Annotated in this window: 21 protein-coding genes and 1 pseudogene; 4 read left to right on the top strand and 18 right to left on the bottom strand. The window is 68.7% G+C overall.

Going from position 1 to position 26,915, the window contains the following annotated elements; translation table 11 throughout:
- Positions 1 to 97: 97 nt before the first annotated feature.
- Both EV644_RS34560 and lepA read right to left on the bottom strand, forming a co-directional pair.
- The gene (locus tag EV644_RS34560; protein WP_132194320.1) at positions 98 to 1,009 is read right to left on the bottom strand and encodes an aminoglycoside phosphotransferase family protein; all 912 of its coding nucleotides are present in this window, start codon (positions 1,007 to 1,009) and stop codon (positions 98 to 100) included.
- Positions 1,009 to 2,898 (bottom strand): translation elongation factor 4, encoded by a 1,890-nt coding sequence (gene lepA / locus EV644_RS34555; RefSeq protein ID WP_199240160.1) that lies wholly within the window; start codon positions 2,896 to 2,898, stop codon positions 1,009 to 1,011. The genes EV644_RS34560 and lepA overlap by 1 nt, the downstream gene beginning before the upstream one ends.
- 194 nt (positions 2,899 to 3,092) lie before the next feature.
- On the opposite strand from lepA, the gene EV644_RS34550 reads away from it, so the two are divergent.
- Entirely contained in the window at positions 3,093 to 3,995 is a 903-nt protein-coding gene (locus EV644_RS34550) for an aminoglycoside phosphotransferase family protein (RefSeq protein ID WP_132194322.1), read from the top strand.
- 59 nt (positions 3,996 to 4,054) lie between these two features.
- Here EV644_RS34550 and EV644_RS34545 read toward each other — a convergent pair whose 3' ends face one another.
- Positions 4,055 to 7,102 (bottom strand): S8 family peptidase, encoded by a 3,048-nt coding sequence (locus EV644_RS34545; RefSeq protein ID WP_132194324.1) that lies wholly within the window; start codon positions 7,100 to 7,102, stop codon positions 4,055 to 4,057.
- Positions 7,103 to 7,450: 348 nt separating this feature from the next.
- On the opposite strand from EV644_RS34545, the gene rpsT reads away from it, so the two are divergent.
- Positions 7,451 to 7,711: a 30S ribosomal protein S20 gene (gene rpsT, locus EV644_RS34540; RefSeq protein ID WP_132194326.1), complete on the top strand. Its 261-nt coding sequence runs from the start codon at positions 7,451 to 7,453 to the stop codon at positions 7,709 to 7,711.
- A 121-nt stretch (positions 7,712 to 7,832) separates the two neighbouring features.
- On the opposite strand, the gene EV644_RS34535 is transcribed toward rpsT, so the two are convergent.
- A complete protein-coding gene (locus EV644_RS34535; RefSeq protein ID WP_132194328.1) occupies positions 7,833 to 8,474 on the bottom strand; it encodes an SCO6745 family protein in 642 nt (213 codons plus the stop codon).
- 172 nt (positions 8,475 to 8,646) lie between these two features.
- Here EV644_RS34535 and EV644_RS34530 point away from each other — a divergent pair, with 172 nt between their 5' ends.
- The gene (locus EV644_RS34530) at positions 8,647 to 9,432 is read left to right on the top strand and encodes a phytanoyl-CoA dioxygenase family protein (RefSeq protein WP_132194330.1); all 786 of its coding nucleotides are present in this window, start codon (positions 8,647 to 8,649) and stop codon (positions 9,430 to 9,432) included.
- A 103-nt stretch (positions 9,433 to 9,535) separates the two neighbouring features.
- Here the strand turns inward: EV644_RS34530 and EV644_RS34525 are convergent, their stop codons facing one another.
- The 5 genes from EV644_RS34525 to EV644_RS34505 all read right to left on the bottom strand — a co-directional run bounded on the left by EV644_RS34525 (position 9,536) and on the right by EV644_RS34505 (position 15,874).
- Positions 9,536 to 10,462, bottom strand: coding sequence for a DNA glycosylase AlkZ-like family protein (locus tag EV644_RS34525; protein ID WP_158293007.1), 927 nt, complete (start codon positions 10,460 to 10,462; stop codon positions 9,536 to 9,538).
- Positions 10,463 to 10,509: 47 nt separating this feature from the next.
- Positions 10,510 to 11,508, bottom strand: coding sequence for a DNA polymerase III subunit delta (gene holA, locus EV644_RS34520; RefSeq protein ID WP_241999211.1), 999 nt, complete (start codon positions 11,506 to 11,508; stop codon positions 10,510 to 10,512).
- Positions 11,509 to 11,599: 91 nt separating this feature from the next.
- A complete protein-coding gene (locus EV644_RS34515; protein WP_241999212.1) occupies positions 11,600 to 13,660 on the bottom strand; it encodes a ComEC/Rec2 family competence protein in 2,061 nt (686 codons plus the stop codon).
- 397 nt (positions 13,661 to 14,057) lie between these two features.
- On the bottom strand, positions 14,058 to 14,798 hold the full coding sequence (locus EV644_RS34510; RefSeq protein WP_241999213.1) for a ComEA family DNA-binding protein: 741 nt from the start codon (positions 14,796 to 14,798) through the stop codon (positions 14,058 to 14,060).
- Between the two features lie 233 nt (positions 14,799 to 15,031).
- Positions 15,032 to 15,874: a DegV family protein gene (locus tag EV644_RS34505; protein ID WP_132194336.1), complete on the bottom strand. Its 843-nt coding sequence runs from the start codon at positions 15,872 to 15,874 to the stop codon at positions 15,032 to 15,034.
- Positions 15,875 to 15,926: 52 nt separating this feature from the next.
- On the opposite strand from EV644_RS34505, the gene EV644_RS34500 reads away from it, so the two are divergent.
- Positions 15,927 to 16,439 carry a pyridoxamine 5'-phosphate oxidase family protein gene (locus EV644_RS34500; protein WP_132194338.1) on the top strand — a complete coding sequence of 171 codons (513 nt, stop codon included), beginning with the start codon at positions 15,927 to 15,929 and terminating at the stop codon, positions 16,437 to 16,439.
- 811 nt (positions 16,440 to 17,250) lie between these two features.
- Here the strand turns inward: EV644_RS34500 and EV644_RS34495 are convergent.
- The 9 genes and pseudogenes from EV644_RS34495 to EV644_RS34455 form a co-directional block, all read right to left on the bottom strand.
- Entirely contained in the window at positions 17,251 to 19,812 is a 2,562-nt protein-coding gene (locus EV644_RS34495; protein WP_132194340.1) for an ATP-binding protein, read from the bottom strand.
- A gap of 195 nt (positions 19,813 to 20,007) precedes the next feature.
- Positions 20,008 to 20,247 (bottom strand): hypothetical protein, encoded by a 240-nt coding sequence (locus EV644_RS34490; RefSeq protein WP_132194342.1) that lies wholly within the window; start codon positions 20,245 to 20,247, stop codon positions 20,008 to 20,010.
- A 117-nt stretch (positions 20,248 to 20,364) separates the two neighbouring features.
- Entirely contained in the window at positions 20,365 to 20,784 is a 420-nt protein-coding gene (locus EV644_RS34485) for a YjbQ family protein (RefSeq protein WP_132194344.1), read from the bottom strand.
- Between the two features lie 12 nt (positions 20,785 to 20,796).
- Positions 20,797 to 23,286, bottom strand: coding sequence for a leucine--tRNA ligase (gene leuS, locus EV644_RS34480; RefSeq protein WP_132194346.1), 2,490 nt, complete (start codon positions 23,284 to 23,286; stop codon positions 20,797 to 20,799).
- Positions 23,287 to 23,594: 308 nt separating this feature from the next.
- Positions 23,595 to 24,452 carry a trypsin-like serine protease gene (locus EV644_RS34475; RefSeq protein WP_132194348.1) on the bottom strand — a complete coding sequence of 286 codons (858 nt, stop codon included), beginning with the start codon at positions 24,450 to 24,452 and terminating at the stop codon, positions 23,595 to 23,597.
- Between the two features lie 90 nt (positions 24,453 to 24,542).
- A complete protein-coding gene (locus tag EV644_RS34470; protein WP_132194350.1) occupies positions 24,543 to 25,451 on the bottom strand; it encodes a helix-turn-helix domain-containing protein in 909 nt (302 codons plus the stop codon).
- Positions 25,448 to 26,212, bottom strand: a complete 765-nt coding sequence (locus EV644_RS34465; RefSeq protein WP_132194352.1) for a phytanoyl-CoA dioxygenase family protein — start codon at positions 26,210 to 26,212, stop codon at positions 25,448 to 25,450. Before EV644_RS34465 ends, EV644_RS34470 begins: the two co-directional genes overlap by 4 nt.
- 99 nt (positions 26,213 to 26,311) lie before the next feature.
- Positions 26,312 to 26,575: a hypothetical protein gene (locus EV644_RS34460; protein ID WP_199240159.1), complete on the bottom strand. Its 264-nt coding sequence runs from the start codon at positions 26,573 to 26,575 to the stop codon at positions 26,312 to 26,314.
- A 152-nt stretch (positions 26,576 to 26,727) separates the two neighbouring features.
- Positions 26,728 to 26,915, bottom strand: a pseudogene (locus EV644_RS34455) (hypothetical protein); the annotation flags it as partial.

Here is a 26,915-nt window from a genome sequence, read left to right as displayed (position 1 = left end):
TGGGTTTCTGCCGGTGCGGCTCCGCTCCGGGAACCAAGTACTGCGGGGAACAGGCGCCGCGCTCGATGGGCACGACGCCGCGAACCGAAAGTTCTGATCAGTCCTGGATTGCCTTGGTGATGGAAATGTTGCGGGTGAGCCAGTCGTGGGGCAGGACCTCGTCGGTGCCGGCGTCGGCGATCGCGCCTTTGACGTTGACCATCTGCCGGACGATCACCCAGTCGCGGGCCCGGTCCTCGTCGAGGCCGGCGGCGTCGACGATCGCGTAGAACCGCTGCCGCAACGCGAACCGCAGGTCACGCGCCCCCGCGATCTCCTCCCACCGGTTCCACAGCAGCGGCGCGACCTCATGATGCGGATCGCCGGAGAGCGGCTTCGGGTCGATCACCAGCCAGGGTTCACGTTCCGCCGCGAGCACGTTGAAGTAGTGCAGATCCGTGTGGATCAGCCGCCCGTCCGTCTCCGGATCGGCCGCGAAGTCCCGCGCCAACGACGCCGCCTGCTCGACGTACCGCCGCGGTACCGGAGCCGAAGCCGGCAGTTCCAGCAGCTCCGCCGCCCACCGCTTCGACTCACCCGACAGCGTCCGGAACTGCGGCCCGGCCGGCACGTGCAACCGCTTGTACAGCGACGCGATGATCTCGCTCGCCTCGATCGCGTCGAGCCCCATCAGGTCCTGCGGCAGCGCCCGCTCCAGCAGCAGCGCGAACCGCCGCGGATCCGCCCGCAGCAGCCGGATCGCGCCGTTGCCGTCCCAGATCCGCAGCGCGAGATGCTCGGTCTCGGCCTCCCAGTGCGGGAACTGGACCTTGAGCATCGCCGGCGCCCCGTCCGCGGTACGGACCGGGACGACGAGGGAGCAGTTCCCGTACGCCGATGCACCGTCGACCCGCAGATCCCACTCGGACAGCAGATCGCGCGCCAGGCGGGGCAATCCGTCGAGCCAGGCGGCCCAGTCGGCGCCACGCGAGGCGACCTTGCGGAACTCCTCGGGGATCTCGACCGGCACTACTTCTTGGCCTTCTCCCCCGGAGCGTCACTGGTCTTGAGGGCGGCGATGAAGGCTTCCTGCGGGACCTCGACCCGGCCCACCATCTTCATCCGCTTCTTGCCCTCCTTCTGCTTCTCGAGCAGCTTGCGCTTCCGGGTGATGTCACCGCCGTAGCACTTCGCCAGCACGTCCTTGCGGATCGCGCGGATCGACTCGCGGGCGATGATCCGGGACCCGATCGCGGCCTGGATCGGTACTTCGAACTGTTGCCTGGGGATGAGTTCCTTCAGCTTGCCGGCCAGCGCGACCCCGTAGGAGTACGCGTTGTCGCGGTGCACGATCGCCGAGAACGCGTCGACCGTCTCGCCCTGCAGCAGGATGTCCACCTTGACCAGCGCCGCGGCCTGCTCGCCGGTCGGTTCGTAGTCCAGCGACGCGTAGCCCTTGGTCTTCGACTTCAACTGGTCGAAGAAGTCGAACACGATCTCGGCCAGCGGCAGCGTGTAGCGCAGTTCGACCCGGTCCTCGGACAGGTACTCCATCCCCTGCAGGTTGCCCCGCTTGGTCTGGCACAGCTCCATGATGACGCCGATGTAGTCCTTCGGGCTGAGGATCGTCGCGCGCACCACCGGCTCGTAGATCTCGGCGATCTTGCCGTCCGGGAACTCGCTCGGGTTGGTGACGACGTGCTCCTTGCCGTCCTCCATCTCGACCCGGTAGACCACGTTCGGCGCGGTCGAGATCAGGTCCAGGTCGAACTCGCGCTCGAGCCGCTCCCGGACGATCTCCATGTGCAGCAGGCCGAGGAAGCCGCAGCGGAACCCGAACCCGAGGGCGCCCGAGCTCTCCGGCTCGTACTGCAGGGCCGCGTCGTTCAGCTGCAGCCGCTCCAACGCGTCGCGCAGCGTCGGGTAGTCGTCGCCGTCGATCGGGAACAGCCCGGAGTACACCATCGGCTGCGGGTGCTTGTAGCCGCCGAGGGCCTCGGTCGCGCCGCGCACGGACGAGGTGACGGTGTCACCGACCCGGGACTGGCGGACGTCCTTCACACCGGTGATCAGGTAGCCGACCTCGCCGACCCCGATGCTGGGCGACTTCATCGGCTCGGGCGAGATGACCCCGACCTCGAGCATCTCGTGCACCGCGCCGGTCGACATCATCTTGATCTTGTCGCGGTGGGTCAGCTCGCCGTCGACCACCCGGACGTAGGTGACGACGCCGCGGTACGTGTCGTACACCGAGTCGAAGATCAGCGCCCGCGGCGGAGCGTCCTTGACGCCCTTCGGCGGGTCGACCTGCGCGACGATCTCGCTCAGCAGGTCCTCGACGCCCTGCCCGGTCTTCGCCGAGACGCGCAGTACGTCGGACTCCTTGCAGCCGATGATGTGCGCAAGCTCCGCGGCGTACTTCTCCGGCTGGGCGCCCGGCAGGTCGATCTTGTTCAGCACCGGGATGACGTGCAGGTCCGCGTTCAGCGCGAGGTACAGGTTCGCCAGCGTCTGCGCCTCGATGCCCTGGGCCGCGTCGACCAGCAGTACGGCGCCCTCGCACGCCTCCAGCGACCGCGACACCTCGTAGGTGAAGTCGACGTGGCCGGGGGTGTCGATCATGTTCAGGATGTACGTCGTGCCGTCGGGCGCGAGCAGTCCGCCGGGGGTGTCGGGCTTCGGCGCGAACGGCAGCCGGACCGCCTGCGACTTGATCGTGATGCCGCGCTCACGCTCGATGTCCATCCGGTCCAGGTACTGGGCCCGCATCTGACGGCCGTCGACGACACCGGTGATCTGCAGCATCCGATCGGCCAGCGTCGACTTCCCGTGGTCGATGTGGGCGATGATGCAGAAGTTCCGGATCAGCGACGGGTCGGTGCGACCCGGCTGCGGCACGGTCGTGGGGCCTACGGGCACGGAGGGTTCCAGTTCGTCTCAGGGTGGCTCACCGGGAGCGGGGCAACTCCTCAATCATCCCATGGCCCGCCACACCTTTCCGCATCCATCGTCCGACTGCTCCGTCCTGCGGCAGGAAGTGGTCTAGGCCACTCTTGCTCGGTAGGCGAAACTGGCTGCGGTTCCGGGCGGGTCCACCTCTACCCTCGGGAGGTATGGCGCACGCTGCTGGGGTTCGGCTGGCTTACGAGAAGGTGCCCGCGCGGGTGCGGGCCTGGGTGGAGCGCTCGCTCGGCTCTTCGGTCTCCGCCTCGACGCAGCAGGGCGGCTTCTCCCCCGGCGTCGCGGCGCGGCTGGTCGCCACGTCCGGCCGGCGCGCGTTCGTCAAGGCGGTCGGCTCGGAGCTGAACCCGGACACGCCTCGCCTCTTCCGCAACGAGATCGCCGCGATGCAGGGCCTGTCCGCGCACTCGCTGCCGCACACGCCTTTCCTGTACGACGTGTACGACGACGGGGACTGGGTGGCTCTCCTGCTCGAGGACATCGAGGGATACCTGCCGCCGCATCCGTGGCATCCAGTCGACGCGGCCCGGGTGCTCGATGCCCTGGCGGAGCTGACGGAGTCCCTGCAGCCGTCGCCGTGGCCGGAGGCACCTGTGGCCGCAGTACGGAGTGAGGCGTTTCTGAGCCGGTGGGACAACGTGATCGCCGATGGGCTCGCAGTACCGGCTTGGGCGGCTGGGCGGCAGCAGGAGTTCGCGGAGTTGGCGCGGATCGGGCTGGACGCGCTCGCCAAGGGCGACGGGCTCGCGCACTGGGATCTGCGCGCCGACAACATCCTGCTGACCGAGGCACGCGTCGTCTTTGTCGACTGGGCTCACGCGGCACAGGCAGCCTCGTGGGCCGACACGGTCATCCTGCATGCCGACATGCGCGGCTCGGTGGACCTGCCTGACCTCCCGGAGGATGACGGCATCACCGGCTTCCTCGCGGGCATCGCCGGCGGTCTCTGGTGGGGCGCGAGCCAGCCCGCACCTCCTGGCCTCCCCACGATCCGCGACTGGCAGCGGAAGTCAGCACTGGTCCACCTCGACTGGCTGCGCGAACGCCTGTCTTGATGGCTGGTGCCACTGCCGGGAGCCCGTTGGATGCGGGGTCCCGGCAGTCAGCGTTTCTGTTAGCTGTCTACACGGACGATCGTGGAGCCGGAGCCGTCGGCGCCGTCCGAGTAGCCCAGACGGCCCAGGTAGCGGGTGCCGGCGCTCAGACCGGACCAGGCTGCGGTGACGGACACCTGACCGGCCGCTGTCACCGCTTGCGAGGCCGGGGTCGCCGTGAGGTTGCCTGTCGCGTCGCCGAGCTCCCAGTGGTTCAGCTTGACGGCCTGCTCGGCTGCACCGGAGAACAGGTCAACGTAGACGTCATACGAACCACCTGCAGGCGTCGGGAGGTTGACCTCTTCCTCTGCCGAACCACCCGTGCTGCTGCCGAGCACAGCCGTAGTACCGGCCTTGTAGACGAACACGTCGAGGTCTGTGCCCGCCGGGTAGTCCGCGTCGAAGGTGGAGAACCGGGCGTGCTTGGTCCCCGCCGGTACGGTGACGGTGAACTTGGCGACGTGCTCGTTGGCCGCCGGGTTGGTGGTCGGGAAGGACACCCCGCCCGGGTTCCGCAGAGTGGCCTCGCCGACGGTCGCGGCCGTCAGCCCGCTCACAGTTGTCGAGAGAGTGCCGCTGTAGCCGGCGGTGATCGGCACCGAGACCGAGCCGCTCGTGCCGCTCCCGTTGACCTGGACCGGCGCCTTGACCGTCAGCGGCCGGATTGCCAGCGTGCTGCTCACCACGTGCCGGGCGGAACGCCAGGTGAGCTTGCCGAACGAGTACTGCTCGAGCGGCGCCCCGTTGTGCTCGAAGGTCACCCGGTACGTCGCCGTACGGCCCGGCAGTACGACGAGCAGCTTCGGCGTGACGGTGACCTTGACCCCGGCCAGACCCTCGACGTTCGGGACGTACACCTCCGGGAGCTTGCCGACGTTCCGCACGGTCCGCTTGACCGTCTGCCTGCCGGCCAGATCCCCGATGGCGATGGTCGGGTAGTTCAGGTCACTCGGGTCGACCTTGCCCTTCGCGCACAGCTCGTGGGTCTCGGCGACCTGACCCGAGGCGCAGACGAACCTGGCCCAGTCGTCGTACGACGAGTCGTACACGAGGCCCGGGTCCATCGCCGGCTTCGGCTGGACCAGGCCGGCGCCGTACCCGAACGGGCTGCCCGGCGAGCCGGAGTCGTTCCGGATCGGCTTGCCGCTGGTGTCGAGCGAGGTGCCGGTGGTGAGCAGGGCGGACTTGATCGCCATCGGGGACCAGGTCGGGTACTTGCTCTTGAGCACCGCCGCGGCGCCGGCGATGTGCGGAGACGCCATCGAAGTACCGCTCATGAACGCGTACTGACCACCCGCGGCGCTGAAGGCGCTGGTCGCGGCGAGCACGTTCGTGCCCGGTGCCATCACATCGGGCTTGAGCAGGTCGCCGTTGCCGGCCGGCGACGGGCCGCGGCTCGAGCTGCTCGCGACCTTCGGCGCGTTCACCCGCACCGTCTGCGCTGCGCCGATCTGCGCGGTCGGGGACGCGGCGCCCGCGACGTACGCCTTGATCTCGGGGGCGGCGACGTGGTCCAGGTGGACGGTCGGCACGGAGTGCAGGTCGGAGTCGAGCGTGCCCGGGGTCGGGTTGACCAGGATCAGGCCGATACCGCCGGCGTTCTTCACCTGCAGGCTCTTGTCGACGCGAGCGTTGACACCGCGATCGCAGACGACGATCTTCCCAGTCACCTTCGCCGGGTCGAGCGTGTTCGGCATGCAGAGCACGAGGTTGGTCGGGTTGGCACCCGGCAGGCCCGCGTCCTTCGCCAGGATCACCGGCGCGCTCGGCGTACCTGCTCCGATGCCCGCACCCGTGTAGGACTTGCCGTTGCCGAGGGTGACGGTGGTCTGGACCTCGCGGTCATGGGTGCCGTTGGCAACCGTCGTGACCCAGGGGAAGTTCTTGCCGACCGTGCTGACGCCGGGGCCGGTGTTGCCCGCGCTGGTCGCCACGAAGACGCCGGCCTTGGCCGCCCGGAGAAAGGCCAGGCCGGTCGCGTTCACGAAGGTCGAGCCGGAGCCGGAGATCGAGTAGTTGATGACGTCCACGCCATCGGCGACCGCCGCGTCGATGCCCGCGACGATGTCGGCGTCCGTGCCGGAGCCGCCGCCGGTGGCGTCGACCGCCCAGAGCACCTTGTAGATGGCGAGCCTGGCGTGCGGCGCGATCCCCGAACCCTTGCCGTAGTCCCGGCCGAGCACGTTCATGTCGACGCCGTAGTTGCCGGCGGCAGTACTGGCCGTGTGGGTGCCGTGGCCGCCGTAGTCCCGCGGCGAGCGGTACTCCTCGGGGATCGGGCGGTTGCCGATGCCGGCGTCGAAGTACCGGGCGCCGATGACCTTGTTGTTGCAGGCGACCGGTGCCTCGGTGCCGACCTGGCAGGTGCCCTTCCACTTCTTGGCGATCAGGGCGTCCGACTCCCTGGTGGTCTTCAGCGGCGCGAAACTGGCCCGCTCCGGGACGTACCCAGAGTCGATCATGCCGATGATCACGCCGTCACCGGCCTTGTCGATCCCGCCCGCCTGCTGCCAAGCGCCGCCGTTGCCGGAGAGGCCGAGGTACCGCGGGGTGTCGACCGTGTCCTGATGCTGCATCTCGCTCGGCTCGACGCTCTTTACGCCGGACGACTTGGCGAGCCTGACCGCCTCGTCGTGCGACATCTGCGCGGAGAAGCCGGCGTACGTGTAGTTGTAGTCGTACAGCTTCTTCACGTCCGGGACCGCGTCGAGCAGCCGGCTCCGCTCGCGGCCGAGATGCTGCAGGTAGGAGACCACCTGACCTGCGCTGCGGATCAACTTGCTGCCCGGGAGAACGCGGGTGGCAGGGAGGCCCGCGATATCACCGTCGTACTCCGCTACGGGTGCGTCGTCGAGCTGGACGATGTACGCGCCGGTGGGTGATTCCTTGACCTCGTTCGCGGCAGGGTTGCCTTCCCCTGTCGCGGCTCGTGTCGTTGCCGAGGCTTTCGCGGTTTCGGTGGCGCTCGTGCTGGCGGTGGCTTGGTTGCCGAGGGCGACCACCAGGGCGGTGGCCGTCGCGGTAGCGACGGCGAGCACCCTGAAGCGGCGGCGGGCGGGAGCTGACACGAAGTTCCTCCAGGCGGGACGGAGCTGGGTGACCGGTGTGACGACCGCACACACCCCCACGGTGATCGGCGCCACGAGGGCCCGAGTATGCCGTCCCCCTCCCGCGATGTCACGCTCAGTCCTACCCGTGTCACCAGGAATCACCGCGATACCGGGAGGAACAGGTGGAAGGTCAGTTGAAGCACCCCACAGAGCAGCTTCAGAGCAGTTGTTCCGGCAATCTCTCGGTTTGGTGCTGACGGGGGCTTGTTGCTAATCTGTCTGTTCGCGCGTGTGCGTTGGTACTCACCCGTGCACGCACCACCCTTTCCTGTACTGATCCCAATCTCTGATCGAGGCTCTGCATCCGTGGCGAACATCAAGTCCCAGATCAAGCGCAACCGCCAGAACGAGGCTGCGCGGCTTCGCAACAAGTCGGTCAAGTCGACCCTCAAGACGGCTGTTCGCAGCTTCCGTGAGGCTGCCGACGCCGGCGAAACCGCGAAGGCTCAGGAGCAGGCCCGCGTCGCCGCCCGCCTGCTCGACAAGGCTGCCAGCAAGGGCGTCATCCACGCCAACCAGGCCGCCAACCGGAAGTCGTCCATCTTCAAGAAGGCCGCTTCCCTCTGACACCGCCCAAACGATCGGCCAGTCCCCCGGGACCCGGCCGATCGTTTTCGCGTACCCGGAACCTGACTCAGTAGCCCCCCGCTACTCTCAGCCCCGCCCCTTCCCGAACGTCGACGTGGCGTCACCAGACACACTGGAACCGGCCGCAGCGTGACCAGGTACGTCTAGTAGCCGACAGAGTCGATCGTTGCCGCCGCGGCTCGAGGTCGGCGATGAGCTGGGCCACCTCGCCCGGCTCCAGGCTGTCGTACGCGGGAGCGGCGAGGGCGTCGGTGACCGACTCGATGCGGTCCTTGGTCTCGCGCCCGGCGGCGGTGAGCGCAGCCGAGGCGTCGACGAGACCGCGAGCGCACAGACCGTCCACGATCGCGGCCAGCTGCATCGGCGTGAGGGGGTTCAGCCTCCCGTACTCCTCCGGTGTCATGCCCAGGGAGAGCGCGTGGAGCACGTGAGCCTCCTGCCCGCCGATGCCGGCGGAGACCAGCGCGGCAAGGTGGCCGTCGCCTCGGTGCTCGCGCAGCAGCGTCGCCGCGTGCCAGAGCCGGGCGACCGGCTCGCCAGGCACGGGGAGCGACCGCAGGCCGGCGTACAGGATCCGTCCCTCCATCGGCGCGCTGGTCGCCACCCGGGTGGCGAAATAGCCCGGCCAGTAGCCCTTGAAGCCGAGGGCCTGGAGCGCCTCGGTCGGCTCGTCGGACATGTAGCTGACGAGGTGGATAGGTTCCAGCAGTTGCTGACACAGGCGGCGCGCGATCGGTTCCATGTGAGTGACTTTCAGTAGAGGTTGCAGATGACGGGTCAGGCGTCTCTCACCCTGGCTACGAACGGGCTCGACACCGTTCGACAGGTTTCCGAGGGTTCTCGGAGACCGACGCCGCCTTCAGGAGCGTGGGAATTGGGTTGACGGTGAGGGGCGGGTGGCAAAGGGTGCTGGCATGTTGTCGGATGCTGAGGTCGCGGCGTTTGGGCGGGACGGGTTTGTGGTGGTTCGGGGTGCCGTACCCCGCCCTGTGGTGGATGCCTGTGTGGATGTGATCTGGGAGGAGTTGGAGGGGCGAGGCGTCGGGCGGGATGACGCTGGGTCCTGGACGGCACCTGTTGTGCGGATAGACAGTCCCGAGGAAGGCGACAAGGGGCGGCCCTTCGCTGCGGCCGGGACGGCAAAGGTGTTGTGGGAGGCGTACGACCAGCTGATCGGGCCGGACAAGTGGTGGAAGCGCCAAGGGATGGGTGGGACGATTCCCGTTCGCTTCCCGCATCCCGCTGATCCGAACGACGCGGGCTGGCACATCGAGACCAGCTACTGGAACGGCACAGATTGGCGGGCGAACATCCGGAGTCGCGAGCGGGGCCTGCTCGCGATCTTTCTTCTCACCGATGTCGGTCCCGACGATGCTCCGACCCGGATCCGCGTCGGCTCCCACGTCGACGCCGCTCGCGTACTGGCTCCCGCAGGCGACGAGGGGCTCGCTCCGGCCGAGGCCGGCCCGCCGGTGGTACAAGCGAGCGCCGACCGACCGGTCACCGAGGCGACGGGTGCCGCGGGTGACGTCTACCTCTGCCACCCGTTTCTGGTCCACGCAGCCTCCTGGCCGCACCGCGGCACCGGCCCACGGATGATCACCCAGCCGGGCATTCACCTGCTGGAGCCGTTCCCGCTGGCAGACCGAAGCGCCGCCTATCCCGTAGAAGCAGCCATCCTGGACGCCCTCACCGACTGAAGCGCCGCGCTAGGCGTCCAGCCCGGCGCCTTTGTCGGCCAGCTCGGCGTCGGCGTCGGCGGGTCTCCCAGCTGCGCCTCGGGAACGGTCCAGGGAGCTCAGGTCAGCTACGGAATGACTCGGGCGCGGTGGATAGCTGTGGGTTGGGGAGGGGGAAGGTTGCGACTTCGGCGGCCAGGTCGTTGTGCTGGGCGGGAGTGAGGTGTTCGGAGAGCCTGATGTCTACTCGGCTGCCTTTTCGGCCCCAGGCGCCAACGATTCGGCCGTCGACGAGGATGCCGTTGGGGTGAAACGTGTCCGAGGCTGGGGTCAGGGTCCGTCTGCCCGGGGCGATGAAGAGGCCGTCCCGGTCCCGGCCGAGAAGCCGGAGATCCGGCTCGACCAGGAATCGCGTTCCGCGCGGGGTCGTTGCCCCTTCGAAGGACGTCTCCTCGGCTCTCGGTATCCAAGCGCGCGTGCCCTCGAAGTCCACTTCGAGCAGCTCCTCGGACAGGAAATTCCAGATCTGGCGCGCATCGGCGGCGGGGAGCCCGGCCCACCAGGCGAACGCCTTCGGGGCGGTCGGAGCGAACCGGTGAACGTGACGTCGGCAGAGCTCCTTGCGAGCTTCGTCGAGATCGACCTCCGGCCTCGGGACTTCGCGCGCCCACAGCGAGCTGGTCGTCCACCGCAGGGCGATCCTGCCGCTCGCGCAAGCTAGGCGCAGATCGGGAAGCCCTCCGCGCAGCTCGCGTCCGTCCAGCACCTGGCACACGCTTTCTGCCGCCTCTTCGATGGTCCGAACTGCGTCGGCGTCGAGCGGGAGTCTGCCGAGAGTGAAGACGCCGAAGTCCTTGCGGGACAGGACAAACACCGCCGCACGCGGACTGTAGGTCTGGATCAGGGACGGGTGTTCCCAGCCGGATGGCTCGCAGCCCGCGACTCGAGCGTGGAGGCCCAGGAGTGCGTCACGAGGTGCGGTGTCCTGCAGGCCGACGTACGCCGCTTCCTCGTACGAACCCGCCGGCAGCCGGTCCACCAGGTGATTCACGCGCAGTCGGTACGACACCGCCTGCTCGCGGGTGACGCGCAGCCGGGTCAACGGCGGCCGTGGGCGTTGCTGACTGTTATCACCATGCGTTCGAGGGCGTATCCGGCGTCGCCCGAAGCACCCTTTACGTCCGCGTCGGCTTGAGCTACTGCCTTGATGGCGGTCGCCAGGCCGCCGGCGGTCCAGCCCCGGGCCTGTTGTCTGAGCGTTTTGAGCTTCCACGGCGGTACGCCGACCTCGCGGGCCAAGTCTGCTTCGCGAAGACCGGTGGGAGCACTCGTGTACTTCGCCAGTCCGCGGAGGCCGCCAGCCATGGCGCTGGTCACCAGTACTGCGGCTACTCCGCAATCGAGGGCCCAGCGCAACTGCTCGAGGGCGGGCTCGGTACGTCCTGCGATCGCCGCGTCCGCCACGGCGAAGCTGGTCACCTCCGCGCGGCCTCCGAAGTACTGGCCGATGAGGTCGGGGTTGATCGGTTGGCCGCCGGAGTCGGAGACCAGCTGAGAGCAAGCGCCGGAGAGGGCGCGGAGATCGTGGCCGACGGCGTCGACCAGGGCGGCGGCGCCTCGCTCGTCGATGCTGCCGCCGAGGAGACGGATCTCGCCGACGACGAACTGCGGCAGCTCCCAGGTCTTGGGGGCGGTGGCGACCACCTCGTTGACTGAGGCTTTGCGCAGCTTGTCGAGGGTGGCCTTGCCCTTCTGGCCGCCTGAGTGGACCAGGATGACGAGGACGTCGTCGGAGGGTGAGGCCGCGTAGTCGAGCAGGTGCGGCACCATCTCCGACGGGAGGTTCTCGAGGGTTCGCAGGACCATCACTCGTTCGGCCGCGAACAGGGACGGGCCGGTCAGTTCGGCGAACACGCCGACGTCGAGGTCCGCGCCGCCGAGGTCGGTGACCTCGACGTCGGCAGTCCCCTTCGAGACAGCCGCGATCGCAGAACGAACAGCCCGGTCGGCGAGGAACGTCTCCGAACCGGTGACCAGCAGCACGTCGCCGAGCTTGGGCGCAGAGTTCTTTCGAGCAGCCATAACGCCCGCCAGCATGCCATGCCCCTCCGACAATCCCCCACCGCCACCACGACCTACCCACCAGGAGCAGGCACCGGACGCTGAGGTCGCGTGGGTGCGGCGTGGGTCAGGGGGTGGGATGGGTGGTTAGGGCGAGGTGGTTGTCGGGGGTTGACAGGGAGAGGGAGCCGGTGGTGTCGGTGCGGGCGATTTTCATGCCTTGGTGGGTTAGGAGGTCCAGGGTTCGGGGGGCGGGGTGGCCGTAGTCGTTGTCCTGGCCGGCGGAGATTACGGCCAGGCGGGCGTGGGTGGCGGCTAGGAAGGTGGGGTCTTGTTGGGCTGAGCCGTGGTGGGGGACTTTCAGGACGTCGGCGCGGAGGTCGGCGCCACTTGCCAGGACTGCTCGCTGGGACTCGGGTTCCAGGTCTCCGGTGAGGAGGATTCGGAGACCGCTGGTTTCGACCATCATGGCGATGCTGGCGTTGTTCTCCGGGGAGCCTTCATCAGTGGGGGTTGCCGAGGATTTGCCTGATTCCGGGAGAGCCGGGACCTTGGCCGGCCAGAGGGTCGTCCAGGTGACAGGGCCGGCGGTTCGGCGTTCGCCGAGGGTGACTGTGCGGATGGGGATTCGGTGCTGAGTGGCCAGGTCGGTCACGCGCTTGTACTCGGCTGGCGGGGAGAAATACGGGGTCACCTCGATCTCGCCGATCGTTCGTCCGCGGAGTACGCCGGCCAGGCCGCCGGCGTGATCGGCGTGGAAGTGGCTGAGGACTAGTACGGGGATGTACTTGACGCCCAGGTCTTGCAGGCAGCGGTCCATGGCTGTGGGGTCCGGGCCGGTGTCGACTACTACCGCGGAACCCTTGCCGGCGGATAAGGCAAGCCCGTCGCCTTGGCCCACGTCGCAGGCGACCATCAACCAGTCGTCGGGTGGCCAGCCGATTGGGCCGACTGGGCGGAGTACGACTACCGCCAGGATGGTGAGGGTTAGCAGCATGGCGACGGGGCGGGCGAGGATGCGGTGAAGGCTGAAGGTCAGGGCCAGGCATAGGACGGTTAGGACGCCAACGCCGATCACCGTGGCCGGCCAGGCGTTCGTGGCGCCGGGGAGGTCTGCGCCCTGTTGGGCGATGAGGATGATCCAGCGGGCCGGCCAGCCTGCTAGCCAGCCGATGAGTTGGGCCAGATTCGTGCTCAGTAAGGCGATCCCGGCTGCGGCGAAGCCGAGGATTGTTGCTGGGCCGACAGCTGGGCCGGCTAACAGGTTCGCTGCTACGGCAACCAGGGAGACCTGGCCGGAGAGCCACGCAACGACTGGTGTGCAGGCGATCTGGGCGGCCAAGGGGCAGGAGATCGCTTCGGCCAGGCGGTCGGGCATCCAGCGTGCCAAGGCGTCTCGCCAGGCTGGTCCGAGGAGGACGATGCCTGCGGTGGCCAGGACTGAGAGCGCGAATCCTGCGGATCTGGCGAGCGAGGTGTCGAGCAATAGCAGGGCGATAACCGCGACGGAGAGACTTCGGACCGCGCGTCTTCCGCCTCCTGTCATGGCGGCCAGGGCGACCAAACCCATCGCGGCCGCTCGGAGCACGCTTGGTTGAGGCCGAGCGAGGATTACGAAGACCACCACGATCGCGAGGCCCACGACGGTCAGCCCGCGGGACCGTACTCCCAGCAGCCGGGCGAGCGGGAGGACGAACGCCAGCAGCAGGGTCAGGTTCGTCCCGGAGACTGCGGAGAGATGGGTCAGGCCGGTGGTCTTGAAGTCTTCGACCAGCTCCGGTGGCAGGGTGGACTCGTCCCCCATGACCAGCGCGGGTACTAGGCCGCGGACAGCTTCCGGCTCGTTGGCTACTGACTCCCGCAAACCCGCGCGGACCTGCTCGGCGGCTCGCAGCCACCAGGACGGTTCGTCGAGCACGCGCGGGGTCGAACGGGACGACAGCATCGCGGCCACGTCCGAGCCGGCTTCAACCGACTCGAGTTGCCCCGTTGCCTCGACATGTTGGCCGAATCGCAGCCTCTGCCAATTCGTTGAGCCGATCACCAGGACCGGGGTGCGAACCTGGGTTGTCGTGCCTCTGCCGGTCACCTCCTCGATCGTTGCCTTGAGCACCACATAAGGCGGGCGCCGGGTGCCGGATCCGCTGCGGACCGACGGATCGCTGGCGATCTTCAGACGGACCTTCACTGCCGCACCCGACGAAGCCAAGTCCATGACGGGACCGGACCTCAGGCCTTGCACCTGTAGGGCGGCTGCCAAGCCCATGCCCACCACGACAACCCCTACTCCAATCGCCGTCACCCGGCCAGTGGAGGAGGGAGTCGGCCCCTGAGGCCGAGTCCGCTGACGGTGGAGCAGGATCAGGCCAACCGTGGCGGCCAGGGCCACCGCTGCCACAAGGACCGAGGTGACCGGAGCCTGGGAGACGAGCCAGACGGCAGTCAGCCAGCCGGTGACTGCAGGGACGAGCAGCCGCAGGTCGGGCCTCTCGCGAGTCGCCTGCTCCTCGGAAGGCGCCGGCTGGCCGGGGGCAGGTGGGTCGGGGGCGGCTGGGTCGGCGGCGGCTGGGTCGGGGGCGGGTGGGCTAGACGTGGACATGGGGTTTGAGGGATTCGAACTTCTTGGTGCCTACGCCGGTGACCTCCTGGAGTTCGTCTACTGAGGTGAAGCGGCCGTGCTCGGTTCGCCAGTCGAGGATTCGCTGGGCCAGGACCGGGCCGACGCCGGGGAGCGATTCGAGTTGGGCGAGTGTGGCTGTGTTGAGGTTGACGGGTTCTCCGGTCGCGGTGCCGGGTGTCGTGGGTGAGCCGGGTTGGGTGCCGCTGGGTTGAGGGGCACCGGAGACGCCGACGAGGATCTGTTCTCCGTCGGTGACGGGGCGCGCGAGATTGAGGGTGGTCAGGTCTACGCCGGGGAGGGCACCGCCTGCCATCGCGAGGACGTCGGCGACCCGGGAGCCCGGTTTCGCGCGGACCAGGCCGGGCCGCCGTACCTTTCCCGCCACATGAACTACCACCACAGACCCCGATGACGGAGTTGCCGACGGAGAGGCACCTGGTGGAGTGGGGACCGGGGTGCCAGGGACAAGACTGGCGGAGGGCTGCGGGTCGGGGACCACCTGCGGGCGGGCTCGGAGTACTGAGCAGCCGGCCCAGGCCAGGCCGATGACCAGGACGAGGGCGACCACCACGACATGGCGTGGGGACAACGCGAACCTGCTCCCCCGCAACTGATCGGGCAGCATCGTTTCCGGAACCCATCCACCGCGCACCTCCTCATCTCCTCGCACCTCGTCGGCGCCGCCCAGCACCTCCCCGTCCCGCACAACTCCCGGCGGTGAGGCATCACCCAGTGAATTCCCGCCTCGCGCAGTCCGTGGCGAGGCGGCATTGAGCCTCGCCAGGGAGCGCAGGCGATCACCTGGATCGGGCGGTGCTGGTGTACGGCGTGTGACCTTCACGCCAGAGAAAGTACGAGCCTCGGACCCGGCAGAACGGATCCGTCCGACACCCTGTGGACAACCAGGTCCGAAGCAGCAACCAGGTCCGAAGCGGGCAACTAGCGCGGTGCGACGACTACAGCCAGCAGTCCAGGCCCGACATGGGCGCCGATCACCGCGCCGACCTCGCGCAGAACGATCTCCTCAGCCTGCGGCAGCCGTTCCGCCAGACCGTCCGCCAAGGTTTGTGCCTTGTCGAGATTCGCCAGATGGTGCACCGCGATCTGGACCGGACCGTCTCCCGCACGTTGCACCGCGATATCGGCCAGCCTGGCGATCGCGCGGCTCGAAGTACGGACCTTCTCGAGTGGGACGATCCGCCCGCCGCTGATGGTGAGCAGCGGCTTGACCGCGAGCGCAGTACCGAGGAGGGCTTGGGCGGCGCCGATGCGGCCGCCTCGCCGCAGGTACTCGAGCGTGTCCACATAGAAGTACGCCGACATCGAGGCCATCCGCGCCCGGGCGGCGGCCTCCACGCCGGCCATGTCCTCGCCGGCGGCAGCCGCGGCGGCAGCGGCAAGCACCGGGAACCCCAGCCCCATCCCCAGAGACCGGGAGTCGACCACTCGCACCGGCACGGGCGATTCCTTCGCCCCGATCATCGCGGCCTCGAAGGTGCCCGACATGTCCCCGGAGAGATGGATGGACACGATCGCCTCGGCCCCGGCTGCCGCGACCTCGGCATACGTGTCGGCGAACGACTGCGGAGCGGGCCGGCTGGTGGAGACCGGGGTGAACGTCTTGAGCGCGTCCGCGACCGCGTCGGAGCTGGTCGCGCCGTCGTCGTACGACGTGCCGCCGATGACGACCTGGAGCGGAACCACCGTCAGCGGGTGCCGGAGCACCTCGTGCGCCGACAGACCCGCGGTGGAGTCCGTGACGACGTGCACGCGGGCTGACATGAAGCGAGGTTACCGGACAGTTTTCGTCGGCGCCCGGTGTCAGACTCAGCAGATGAAGGAGACCAAGGAGGAAGTCACCGAACTGCAGCGGCTGCTGGACGCGGCCTACGATCGCTCGACCGAGCATCTGCGCGCCATCATCACCGACTCGCGGAAGCTCACCGCGGCGGACCTGGCGGCAGTCCTGACCGGCATGTGCACGCTCAACCTGGCCACCGTCACGGCCAAGGGCGAGCCGCGGATCAGCGCGGTGGACGGTCATTTCCTGCACGCCCGATGGGTGTTCACCACCTCTGGTACGGCGGCCAAGGCGCGCCACCTGCGGGCCCGGCCGGCGGCCAGCATCTCGTACGTCGACGGCGAGCGCATCGGCGTGTTCAGCCACGGCCAGGTGGAGTTCCTCGAGCCGGAGCACCCAGACTTCCCGGCGATCGAGGAGCACCTGGTGGCGCACTACGGCAGCTCCCCGTCGAGCTGGGGCGACGACATCGTCTACTGCCGGCTCGAACCGAGCTGGATGGTCGGCTATGCCTTCGACAAGGCGGAGGTGCTGAGCAAGACGTAGAGCCGCAAGAACGTCGCGCTGGGCAACCTGCAGCACCAGCGCGACGGGTGCGGCAAAGCGCGTGCGCATGGCGAGGTGGTGGCCAACCCCTCCGCTGGCCTCCACCTCGCCGGTGGAGCTGACTCCCCCTCGGTGTCAGCTCACTGCGCTTGGTACCGGCATGGCGACGAGCCGTCCCCCTGTGCGGCTCACCACCGATCCCCCCGGGAGGCCCCAGCGGCTGACCCACCGGCGGGTGACCAGACCCGCCGGCTTTCCCGTGTCAACCGGACCGGCACTCGTCCCCTGTGTCGTGTGCCTGATCGCTGCTGGGGCCCCTCCCCGGGTCGCGTGCCCTGACGGTGCACGGCCCCCGGTGTGAGGTAGGACAGACCCGCGCGTGGCAGCACCCCGGAGATCTCGACAGCTGTTCGGCGCCCCCACCGTCCGGCCGTCGGATGTCCTCCGCGTCGCCTGCTCCGGGCTCGAAGTGTTTCCCGGCAGTCCGGTGCATCGTGTCTGCCTCGTCACGATCACCGCCCCCATTCTCTGCCCTTGTTACTCGAACCCGGTCTCGGATCTCTGTCTCGTGGAACCTGTCCTACGGCTGTAATTCTGGTTCCGCCGGGTATGTCCGGACGAGGCAGAAAGCCCGGCAGCTTCCCGGCAGCTTCCGCCGATCGGCGTCACGAAAGGTCACCTCAACGGTCGGCCCGAGCCGGGCAGACGATGGCAGGAAGAGGCCGCTCGGCCCACCACAGCATCAGCCCCGCCGCAGAATCACCGGGCAGGCAGAGACCACCCCGGTACGGCGTACGCGGGGCGGGCGGGGTCAGGAAAGGGCGGCGAGGACGTCGTCGGCGAGGCGGCGCACGGCCTCGGCAGGATCGGGCTGCGGCCAGCCCTCTGCCACCTCGGCGCTTTCGCAGGATTCCTGCAGTACCGCCCAGGCCGTCGGAAGCATGGGCGGGTCCATCGTCCGCTGCCAGGCCAAGAGCTTCCCGCAGAGCTCGTCCGCCTGCTCCGACTTCCCCAGCCCGTGCAGCACCGCCACAGCCTCAGGGAGCACGTCCAGCAGGTACACCACGCGTCCCTCGACCTGGAGCCGGTGCACCGCGTCCCGGATCGAGAGCCCGGCCTGCTCGAGATCACCGGTACGCCGGGCCAGGCGGCTCCGGTACAGCATCACCAGATAGTCGAAGTAGCCGCGATGGCCCCGGATGTCTGCGTCGGCCTCATCGAGCAGTTCCCCGGCCAACTCGTAGTTGCCCGCCTGGAACTCCACCATCGCCAGGCAGCCGGCCACCTTTGTCCGCTCGGGGTCGTCCGACGCCTGGGCTTCCCGGGCCAGTTCCGCCCAGCGGCGGGCCTCCTCCAGGTTGCCGAGCTCCAGCTCGACCCGGCTGAGCGCCATGTAAGCAATCTCGTCGGGGTAGACGCCCGGGTTCACCAGAGCGGCCTCCCAGGCGAGCAGCAGCTCCTTTGCCTCGGGCAACCGCCCCCAGCGCGCCAGCGCCAGCCCGGAGATCGCCTGGACCGTGGCAGACCGCTGCACGTCGCCGTGCCCGCGGGCATCGGCCACCAGAGTCGGGATCTCCGCCAGGCTCTGGGTATCGAGCAGCAGCGAGCCGGACGACACCCAGCCGCCACGAGCCATCAGGCCCATCTCCGACTCGGGTGCGACCAGCGTCCGGGCCTCGCCGTAGTGCCGCCGAGCTGCCCGGACGTCGCCGGTCAGGTTGGAGAGCCGCCCGGCGATAGCCAGCAGCCGGCCGCTGATCTCCTTGTCCTGGACGTTCTCCGCGCAGACGCTCGCCCACTGGATGCCACTCTCGGCAACGCTCGCCTGGTACTGCCAGGCGATCCGGAACCCGAGCACGATCTGCGCAGCCGTGTCCCACTCGCCCAGCTCCGCCGCGCGCTCCAGGGCCACCTCGAAGGTGGCCGAGTTCGCGTTGGCAGCCCTGTACCGCCGGTCCCGGTCCGGGCTGGACCAGGCGCCGTCCAGGCCCACCACGTACTTCGCGCACCAGGCGACCGTGCGGTCCCGGTACTCGGTGAGGTCACTCCCCTGCGAGGACAGCCCGGCATACGCGTGCTCGCGGATCGTCTCCAGCATCTTGTACCGCGCGCCGTAGAGCGCCTCGAACTCCAGCACCGGCTGCAACAGGGACTTGTCGACCAGTTCGGCCAACAGCATCGGCACGTCCGCGGCCTCGATCGGCGCACCGGTACACACCCCGACCACCGCGTCCAGGGTGAACGGCGACCCGAGCATCGACGCGCGGTACAGCAACTGCCGAGCCGGGTCGGACAGCGCGTCCACGCTCCAGGCGATGGTGTCGGCCAACGTGCGCTGGTGCGGAGCCCCGAACCGCCGCGGCCCGGACAACAGCCGGAACCGGTCGTCCAGAGCCGCCAGGATCGTCTCGACCGAGAGTGACCCCGCGCGGGCGGCCGCGAGCTCCAGGGCCAGCGGCAACCCGTCCAGCCGCTGGCAGAGCCGCGCCACGATCGCCGCGTTCTCCGGAGTCAGCTCGAAGCCCGGCCGGACCCGCGCTGCCCGCCGGCAGAACATCTCGACCGCGGGGCTCGCCGCGATGTCGGTGAAATCCGTGTCGTTCGCCGGTACGCCGAGCACCTGGACGCGGCGTACGACCTCGTCCGGCAGGCCGAGCGGGATCCGGGAGGTGACGAGCACGCCGATCCCCGGAAAGCTCCGCACCATCCGGTTGGCGACGGCGGCGACCCCGTCGAGGACGTGCTCGGCGTTGTCCTCCACGATCACCAGATCACCGGGCTTACGGCCGGACAATACGTCGTCGAGGTCCGAAGTACCGGGGGCTGTTCCGAAGGCGTCGAGGATCGCGGACGGTACTGCGGCGTCGCGTTGGACCGTGGTCAGGTCCACGACCACCACGGAGGTGTCGACGCTGGAGACCCGGTCGGCTGCCGCCAGGGCGAGCTCGGTCTTACCGACGCCACCGGGACCGACCAGGGTCACGAGCCGGTTCTGCCGCAGCAGCATCTCGAGCTCGAGGAGTTCCTTCTCGCGGCCGACCAGCCCGTCCGGGATCGGCCGGGTCCCGCGCCAGCGCAGACCGGTCGGGGCCGGGTCGGCGACCGCGATGACAGGTCGCACGGTCGCGTGGCCGGCCGCCGCCAGGAACTTGCCGGCGTCGCCGTCGCGCAGCCCGAGTCCTTCGGAGAGCAGCCGGACGGAGTCCTTCCGCGGCCGGGCGACCCGGCCCGCCTCGAGCTCACGGATCGTGCGCACGCTCAACCCGGCCCGGTCGGCCAACTCCTCCTGGGAGAGCCCCGCCTGGACCCTCAGGTCGAGCAGGAGATCGGCAAACCCACGCCGTCCCTCAGCCTGGCCATCCGCGTCCGACAAGCCCGCCACCCCTTCAGAGCCTCACAGGTCCTCGCACAAGATAGCGTGACAGCTCCATGGATACCGTACGCACCCAGTGACCGCAGTACGGGACAGGCTCCGCCACGGGCTGGACAAACAGCTGATTCTAGCCTGGCAAAGGGTTACCGGGGAGGGATTCCCCGATGAATTCCTGAGAGCGCAAGAATGGCGGCGTCAGGCGCTGGCGCGAACCGCCAGCGACTCATTCTGCGGATCGAAATGCGACGCGTCGTAAAGCGGGGCGGACTCGTAAAGGGAGAGGACACCGACCCAGTCCTCGATCCGCGCGCTGGTGACGGCGCGCCCGGTCTCCGCGTTCAGCAGGCTGCCGTCACAGATGCTCCGGGTCGCGCGGACGATCAACTCGGTACCGAGACCGAGCCAGCGTTCACGCAGGATGTCGAGGGCTGCCATGCGAAGTATTCAAGCGGAGACGTGTTTCGCATGCGTAACGCAATCGGCAACATCGCGATAAGTCACCAAAATGCGGAATTCACTGGCTACCCGGTAGTCCCTTAACCGCTTCGTCTTTCAACTAGGCAGCCAGGAGAGCCGGACCTGCCGGCGCGGGTTGTCGACGTTGGTGTCCACCAGGCAGATCGACTGCCACGTCCCGAGCGTGAGTCGGCCGCCGATCACCGGGATCGAGGCGTGCGGCGGGATCAGGGCCGGCAGCACGTGGTCGCGGCCGTGGCCCGGCGTACCGTGCTTGTGGTGCCAGCGGAAGTCGCGTGGCAGCAACTCCTCGAGCACGGCCAGCAGATCTGTGTCGCTCCCGGCGCCGGTCTCCAGGATCGCGATCCCGGCGGTCGCGTGCGGTACGAACACGTGCAGCAATCCGTCACCCTGGGCCTGGTGGGCCTCAGCGGCGACGAACTGCTCGCACCTGCTCGTCAGGTCGAAGACGACTTCACGCGAACCGGTCCCGACGTCGATCAGCTCTGAGCGCATCGGGTCAGCGTCTCAGGCCGGGACGATGTTGACCAGTTTCGGCGCGCGGACGATCACCTTGCGTGTGCCGCGGCCGTCCAGGGCCTTCTGCACCGCGTCGGAGGCCAGCGCCAGCTGCTCCAGCTCGGCGTCGGTGATGTCGGGCGACACCTCCAGCCGGTCCTTCACCTTGCCGGCGATCTGGACCACGCAGGTGACCGAGTCCTGGACCAGCAGCGCCGGGTCGACCTTCGGCCAGCCGGCCTTGGCCACCGTGGGCTCGTGTCCCAGGTTCTCCCACATGTCCTCGGCCGTGTACGGCGCGACCAGGCTCAGCAGGATCGCCACCGTCTCGACGGCCTCGCGCACCGCCGGGTCGGCCGCACCCGGGCCGGAGTCGATCGCCTTGCGGGTGGCGTTCACCAGCTCCATCACCCGGGCGACCATCACGTTGAACCGGTACGACTCCAGCAGCTCGGTCGCGTCGGCCACCGTGCGGTGGGTGATCTTGCGCAGCGCCAGGTCGCCGGTGCTGAAGTCCACGCCGGCCGGAGCCTCGACCGCACCGCTCAGCCGCCAGGCACGCTGCAGGAACTTCAGCGAACCACCCGGCGACAGGTCGGCCCAGTCGATGTCGTCGTCCGGAGGGCCGGCGAAGACCATGGTCAGCCGGATCGCGTCGACGCCGAAGCTGTCCAGCTGGTCGCCCAGGTTCACCCCGTTGCCCAGCGACTTGCTCATCGCCTTGCCCTCGTTGATCACCTGGCCCTGGTTCAGCAGCCGGGTGAAGGGCTCGACCGCGTCCAGCATGCCCATGTCGTGCAGCACCTTGGTGAAGAAGCGCGCGTACAGCAGGTGCAGGACCGCGTGCTCCTTGCCACCGACGTACTGGTACGCCGGCATCCAGCGGCGGGCGGCCTCGGGATCGAACGGGCCCTCGGTGTACTCCGGCGAGACGTAGCGCAGGAAGTACCACGACGAGTCGACGAAGGTGTCCATCGTGTCGGTGTCCCGCTCGGCGGGTCCGTCGCACTTCGGGCAGGCGACATCGACCCAGTCACGGGCCGACGCCAGGGGCGAGATACCCCGGGGAGCGAGAGCGGCGCCCCGCAGGTCGGGCAGCTCCACCGGCAGTTGGTCGTCCGGCACCGGCACCTCGCCGCAAGACGGGCAGTGGATGATCGGGATCGGCGCACCCCAGTAGCGCTGCCGGCTCAGCAGCCAGTCGCGCAGCCGGTAGTTGATCGTCCGCTCGCCCAGGCTCTTGTCCTGCAGCCAGTCGATGATCCGGGCCTTGGCCTCGGGGATCGGCAGACCGTTCAGGTCGACCTCGGCGTTGGCGCTGTTGATCGCCGGTCCGTCACCGGTGTAGGCCTTGCCGTCGAAGCCCTCTTCCGGCTGTACCGTCCGCACGATCGGCAGGCCGAACTTCTCCGCGAACTCCCAGTCCCGCGAGTCCTGCCCGGGCACGGCCATGATCGCGCCGGTTCCGTAGTCGGACAGCACGTAGTCGGCCGCCCAGACCGGGATCCGCTCGCCGGTCACCGGGTTGGTCGCGTACGCGCCCAGGAACACACCCGTCTTCTCCCGGTCGGTGCTCAGCCGCTCGATCTCGGTCGACGCCTTGACCGCGGTCAGGTACTCGTCGAACGCGCCGCGCTGCTCGGGCGTGACCAGTTCCTCGGCCAGCTTCGAGTCCGGCGCGACCACCATGAAGGTGGCGCCGAACAGCGTGTCCGGCCGGGTGGTGAAGACCTTGATCGGCTCGTCGCGTCCCTCGATCTGGAAGTCGGCGAACGCGCCCTCGGACCGGCCGATCCAGTTCCGCTGCTGCAGCAGGATCTCTTCCGGCCACTGCAGCAGGTCCATGTCGTCCAGCAGGCGCTGCGCGTAGTCGGTGGTCTTGAAGTACCACTGGGTCAGCTCGCGCTTGGTCACCTCGTGCCCGCAGCGCTCACAGCGGCCCTGGACGACCTGCTCGTTGGCCAGCACAGTCTGGTCGTTCGGGCACCAGTTCACGTACGACGCCTTGCGGTAGGCCAGGCCGCGCTCGAAGAAGCGCAGGAACAGCCACTGCGTCCACCGGTAGTACTCCGGGTCGGACGTGTGCAGGCGACGCGACCAGTCGAAGCTCAGCGCGTACCGCCGGATCGACTCCGCCTGCGTCTCGATGTTGGCGTAGGTGTAGGTCGCCGGGTGCTCGTTGCGCTTGATCGCGGCGTTCTCGGCGGGCAGCCCGAAGGAGTCCCAGCCGATCGGGTTCAGCACGTCGTAGCCCTGCTGGAACCAGAACCGGGCCAGCACGTCGTGCAGCGCGAAGACCTCGCCGTGACCCATGTGCAGGTCACCGGACGGGTAGGAGAACATCGTCAGCGCGTAGCGGCGCTCCGCGGACCCGTCGTCGCGGGCCTTGAACGGGTCGAGCTTCTCCCAGACCGGCCGCCACTTCGCCTGCATGGCATGGAAGTCGTAGCCGCCCCGGTCGATCGGGGCGTCCGCCTCGTGCTCCACCTGCTCGCTCACCGTCGTGCTCCTGCGTTCTAGAGATGTCATGGGAACCCTGCCAGAAGGTGCTGCCAAATGAAAAAACCCCTCACACAGGAGGGGTCGCCGCACTGACCGGCGCAGAGGCGCCTGGTTGCCAGTACGGCTAGATAAGGAGCAGGGTCACTCGCATATCACCAGATTAGCGCATCCTGCCAGCTGACCGTGACCGGGTTCCTACCGGAACGACGTGCTCCCGGTCTGGGAAGCGGACGCCGGCGGACGGACCGAACTGCTCCCCGCGGCGGTCAGGCGCCGCGAGGAGCAGTTCAGAAGAGGCCGAGCCTTCAGCCGAAGGTGACGCCGAACGTCGCCAACCAGTTCTGCACGACCGGGATGTCCACCCGCTGCAGGCCGCCGAGGTAGCGACAGTTGCCGGTGTAGCCGTAACTGGTCACGGTCACCACGTAACCGCCGTGGAACGTCGGCCCGCCGGAGTCACCGAAGCAGGTGCCGCCGGTACCGCGGTTGTCGTTGAGGTTGCCGTTCACCTGCAGGATCTGGTCGGTCAGCTTCTGGCCGGGCTCCTCGGCGAACCGGCGCAGCAGCGGGTACGTCATCGGCTGCGGCTTCTGCGGGCCCGACTCGGGCTTGCGGACCTCGGTGCCGTAGCCGACCGAGGTGAAGATGGTCTTGTTCAGTGTCGGCTGGCCGAAGTCGTCGAGGTAGGTCGCCGGTGCGATCCGCGCGGGCGTGATCGTCGTCAGCGGCCGGTCCAGGACGATCACGCCGACGTCATTCCAGTTGTCCAGGTCGGTGAAGTTCGAGTACGCCGGGTGCGTGTACGCGGTGCCGGACAGGTAACCGGCCGCCTCCAACTCGGCCTGGGTGTAGCCGGCAGCCGGGTTGGCCGCGACCGGGAAGGGCGACGGCGGCTGCTCGGCGATCACCGACTGGAAGGTCACCAGGGTCTTGCCGAGGGTGCCGTCGGTGCAGTGGGCCGCGGTGAGCACTACCGTCGGCGAGACGAGCGTCGCGCTGCAGCGGAAGCGTCCATCCGGTGAGTAGAAGAGGATCAGTCCGACGTTCGGATGCCCGTTGCCGTCCGGTTCACCGCCGGTGATCGCGCTGGCCGGCAGCGCCGGCAACAGAGCCACCACGAGAGCCAGTAGGGCAATGCCGAGCGTGCGGCTTATTCGACTCATGTCATCTCCAGGGGATGGTCACAGTTCTTGAGCAACCGCATTGCAGCACCAGGCAGGCAGGCGGTCCAGAGGTCGCGCAGAAGGCGAGGGTCATCCTTCGGAAGCGAGGTGATGGGTGCCCCCGGCTGCCCGGAAGGCAGTCGGCGACTGACCGTGACGGCTCCGGAACGCTGTGCTGAACGGACGGACATCGGAGTAGCCGCACGCCCGCGCCACCTCGGTCACCGTTGCGCTTCCCTCCAGCAGCAACTGCGCTGCCAGGTCGAGCCGCATCAGCCGCAGTGTGGCCATCAGTGAAGCGCCGGTCTTCTGCCGGAACAGCCGCTCGGCGTGCCGTTCGGACAGGTGGACTGCCGACGCCACCTCCCGGACCGCCACCGGCCGGGACAGGTTGTCCAGCAGATGCCGCTGCATCGCCTCGACGACGTACGAGCCTCGATCGCGGGCCGGGCGTTCCACCTCCAGGTCCTCGTCCAGCGCGAAGGCCCGGGCCGTCTCCAGAACGAGCGCGGACCCGAGCGCCGTGATAGACGACCGGTATCCCGACTGCGGGGCCTCCGCCTCGGCAGCAAGCGCAGCCACCATGGACGGCAGTCCCCCGAGCCGCCGGGAGAGCACTGGCCCCTCAGAGCGGGTCAACCCCGACCACCAGCCGCTGCCCGAGACACCTGCCACCGGCCGGAAGGTGAACCCCCAGAAGGCGATCCCCAGCGGCTCCGAGTGACTCGACTCGATCTCGTGGACGTCACCCGGGCGGGCCAGGAACAGATCCCCCGCGGCCACGTCGTACTCCGCCGTACCGAGGTTGAAGCGGCCCTCGCCGGAGAAGGCCAGGCAGACCTCGTGGAAGGAGTGGTGGTGCCAGTAGTTCCGCCAGTACTCCGGGCGGTAGTGCCCCCAGCTGACGAAGTCGGCGCGGAAGCCGTCGACCTCGCAGGACTCCAGGAGCCCCGCAAGGTCGACGAAGTGATCCGCTGTCGCTACGGACGCGAGGCTCAAATGCCACTCCTGCCGGTCGGGTCCACTCCCCTCAGCATCATGCCCTGACCGAGCGAGTGGTCGTGGGTCTTCACCGTGGGCGGGTCGGCAGGGTCGCGGTACTGCACGAGCCAGGTGGTCCGGGGCTCGTTGCTGACGTTCACCCCTGAGCCGTGCACGGTCAGGTAGGTGAAGAACAGCACGTCACCCGCCTCGGCCGGCTGCGGCACGGCGGAGTCGAACGGTACGTCGGGCAGGTGGTACGAGCCGGCCGGGTCGTGCTCCCGCGGACCGGCCAGGTGGCTGCCCGGGATCACCCGCACGCAGCCCTTCTCCTCGGGAGCGTCGTCGAAGTGGAAGATCGCCGCGCCGACCCGGTGGTCCCGGTGCGGGAAGAACGGGTAGTCCTGGTGCAGCGGGAACGGCGACCCGTTCTCCGGCGGCTTCACGAACAGCTTCGTGTGGTGCAGCTGGACGTTCTCCACCCCCATCACCGCGGCGGCCACGTCGGTGAACCGCGGGTCCACCAGCAACCGGGAGAAGGCCGCGTCGTAGAACTGCGCGTCGTGCAGGTGCTGCAGCCGGGTCTTCGCGTCGGACATCCCCATCGCGGACTGCCAGGTGGGGTCGTCGTCCCGGTTGAGCTGGGCCAGCAGGCGGTGGCTCGTCTCCCGGTACGACGCCGCCTCCTCCTTGCTGAGTAGGCCTTTCACCAGCACGAACCCGTGCTCGGCGTACTGTCCGGCCAGTTCCGACAACTCCGTCGTACTGGTGATCGTCATCGTTTTCCTCCAGGTCGAGTGGACACCATCGAGCCTAGGAAGAGCGGCGCCCGGGTGGCAGGACCAACCCGGACGCCGATGTTCGTCAGACGGACACGTTCAGAGCCCGAGCTGCCCCAACCGCACGCTGATCCGCGGGTCGGTGGACGCCACCGGCGACCCCGTCCGCACCCACGGGTCGCCGCCGAAGTACGTCTCGCAGATCTTCTCCGCGGTCCGGGTGGCCAGTGCCTGGCTGGTCAGCGTCGGGTTCGGCCGCCGAGGCCGTTCGGCAGGGCGGAGTTGTCGGCGATGAACAGTCCCTTCACCGCGCGGGTCTTCGCCGCTCGCGGCCGTTCCGATCGCGACGATCGTGCCGGCCACGGTCAGCCAGCGTCCGGTCCGCAGGCTCAGCCGCGGGGACCACCATGTTGCTCGCCGCCTGGTTGACCGGGACTCCCGGCACGCCTGCCTCAGCCGGCTCGGCTGGTTCGTCTGCCTGTACCGAGCGACAGACATCCCTGGTGTTAGGGGTGTCAAGCGGCGGTGGTTTGGGTGCGGTGGGCCCAGGCGGTGTGGGGGTTGTAGGGGGTGTGGGTTTTGAGGCAGCCGTGGAGGATGCCGACGAGGCGGTTGGCGATCTGGCGCAGCGCTGCGTGGTGGCCGAGGCCGCGGCCGCGGAGTTGGTTGTAGTAGGTCTTGATGTGGGGGTCGTGCAGGGTGG

The organism is Kribbella orskensis, assembly GCF_004342085.1.
Lineage (GTDB): Bacteria > Actinomycetota > Actinomycetes > Propionibacteriales > Kribbellaceae > Kribbella > Kribbella orskensis.
The sequence above is the reverse complement of the archived record's forward strand: the minus strand, read 5'-3'. Positions and strand labels throughout refer to the sequence as shown.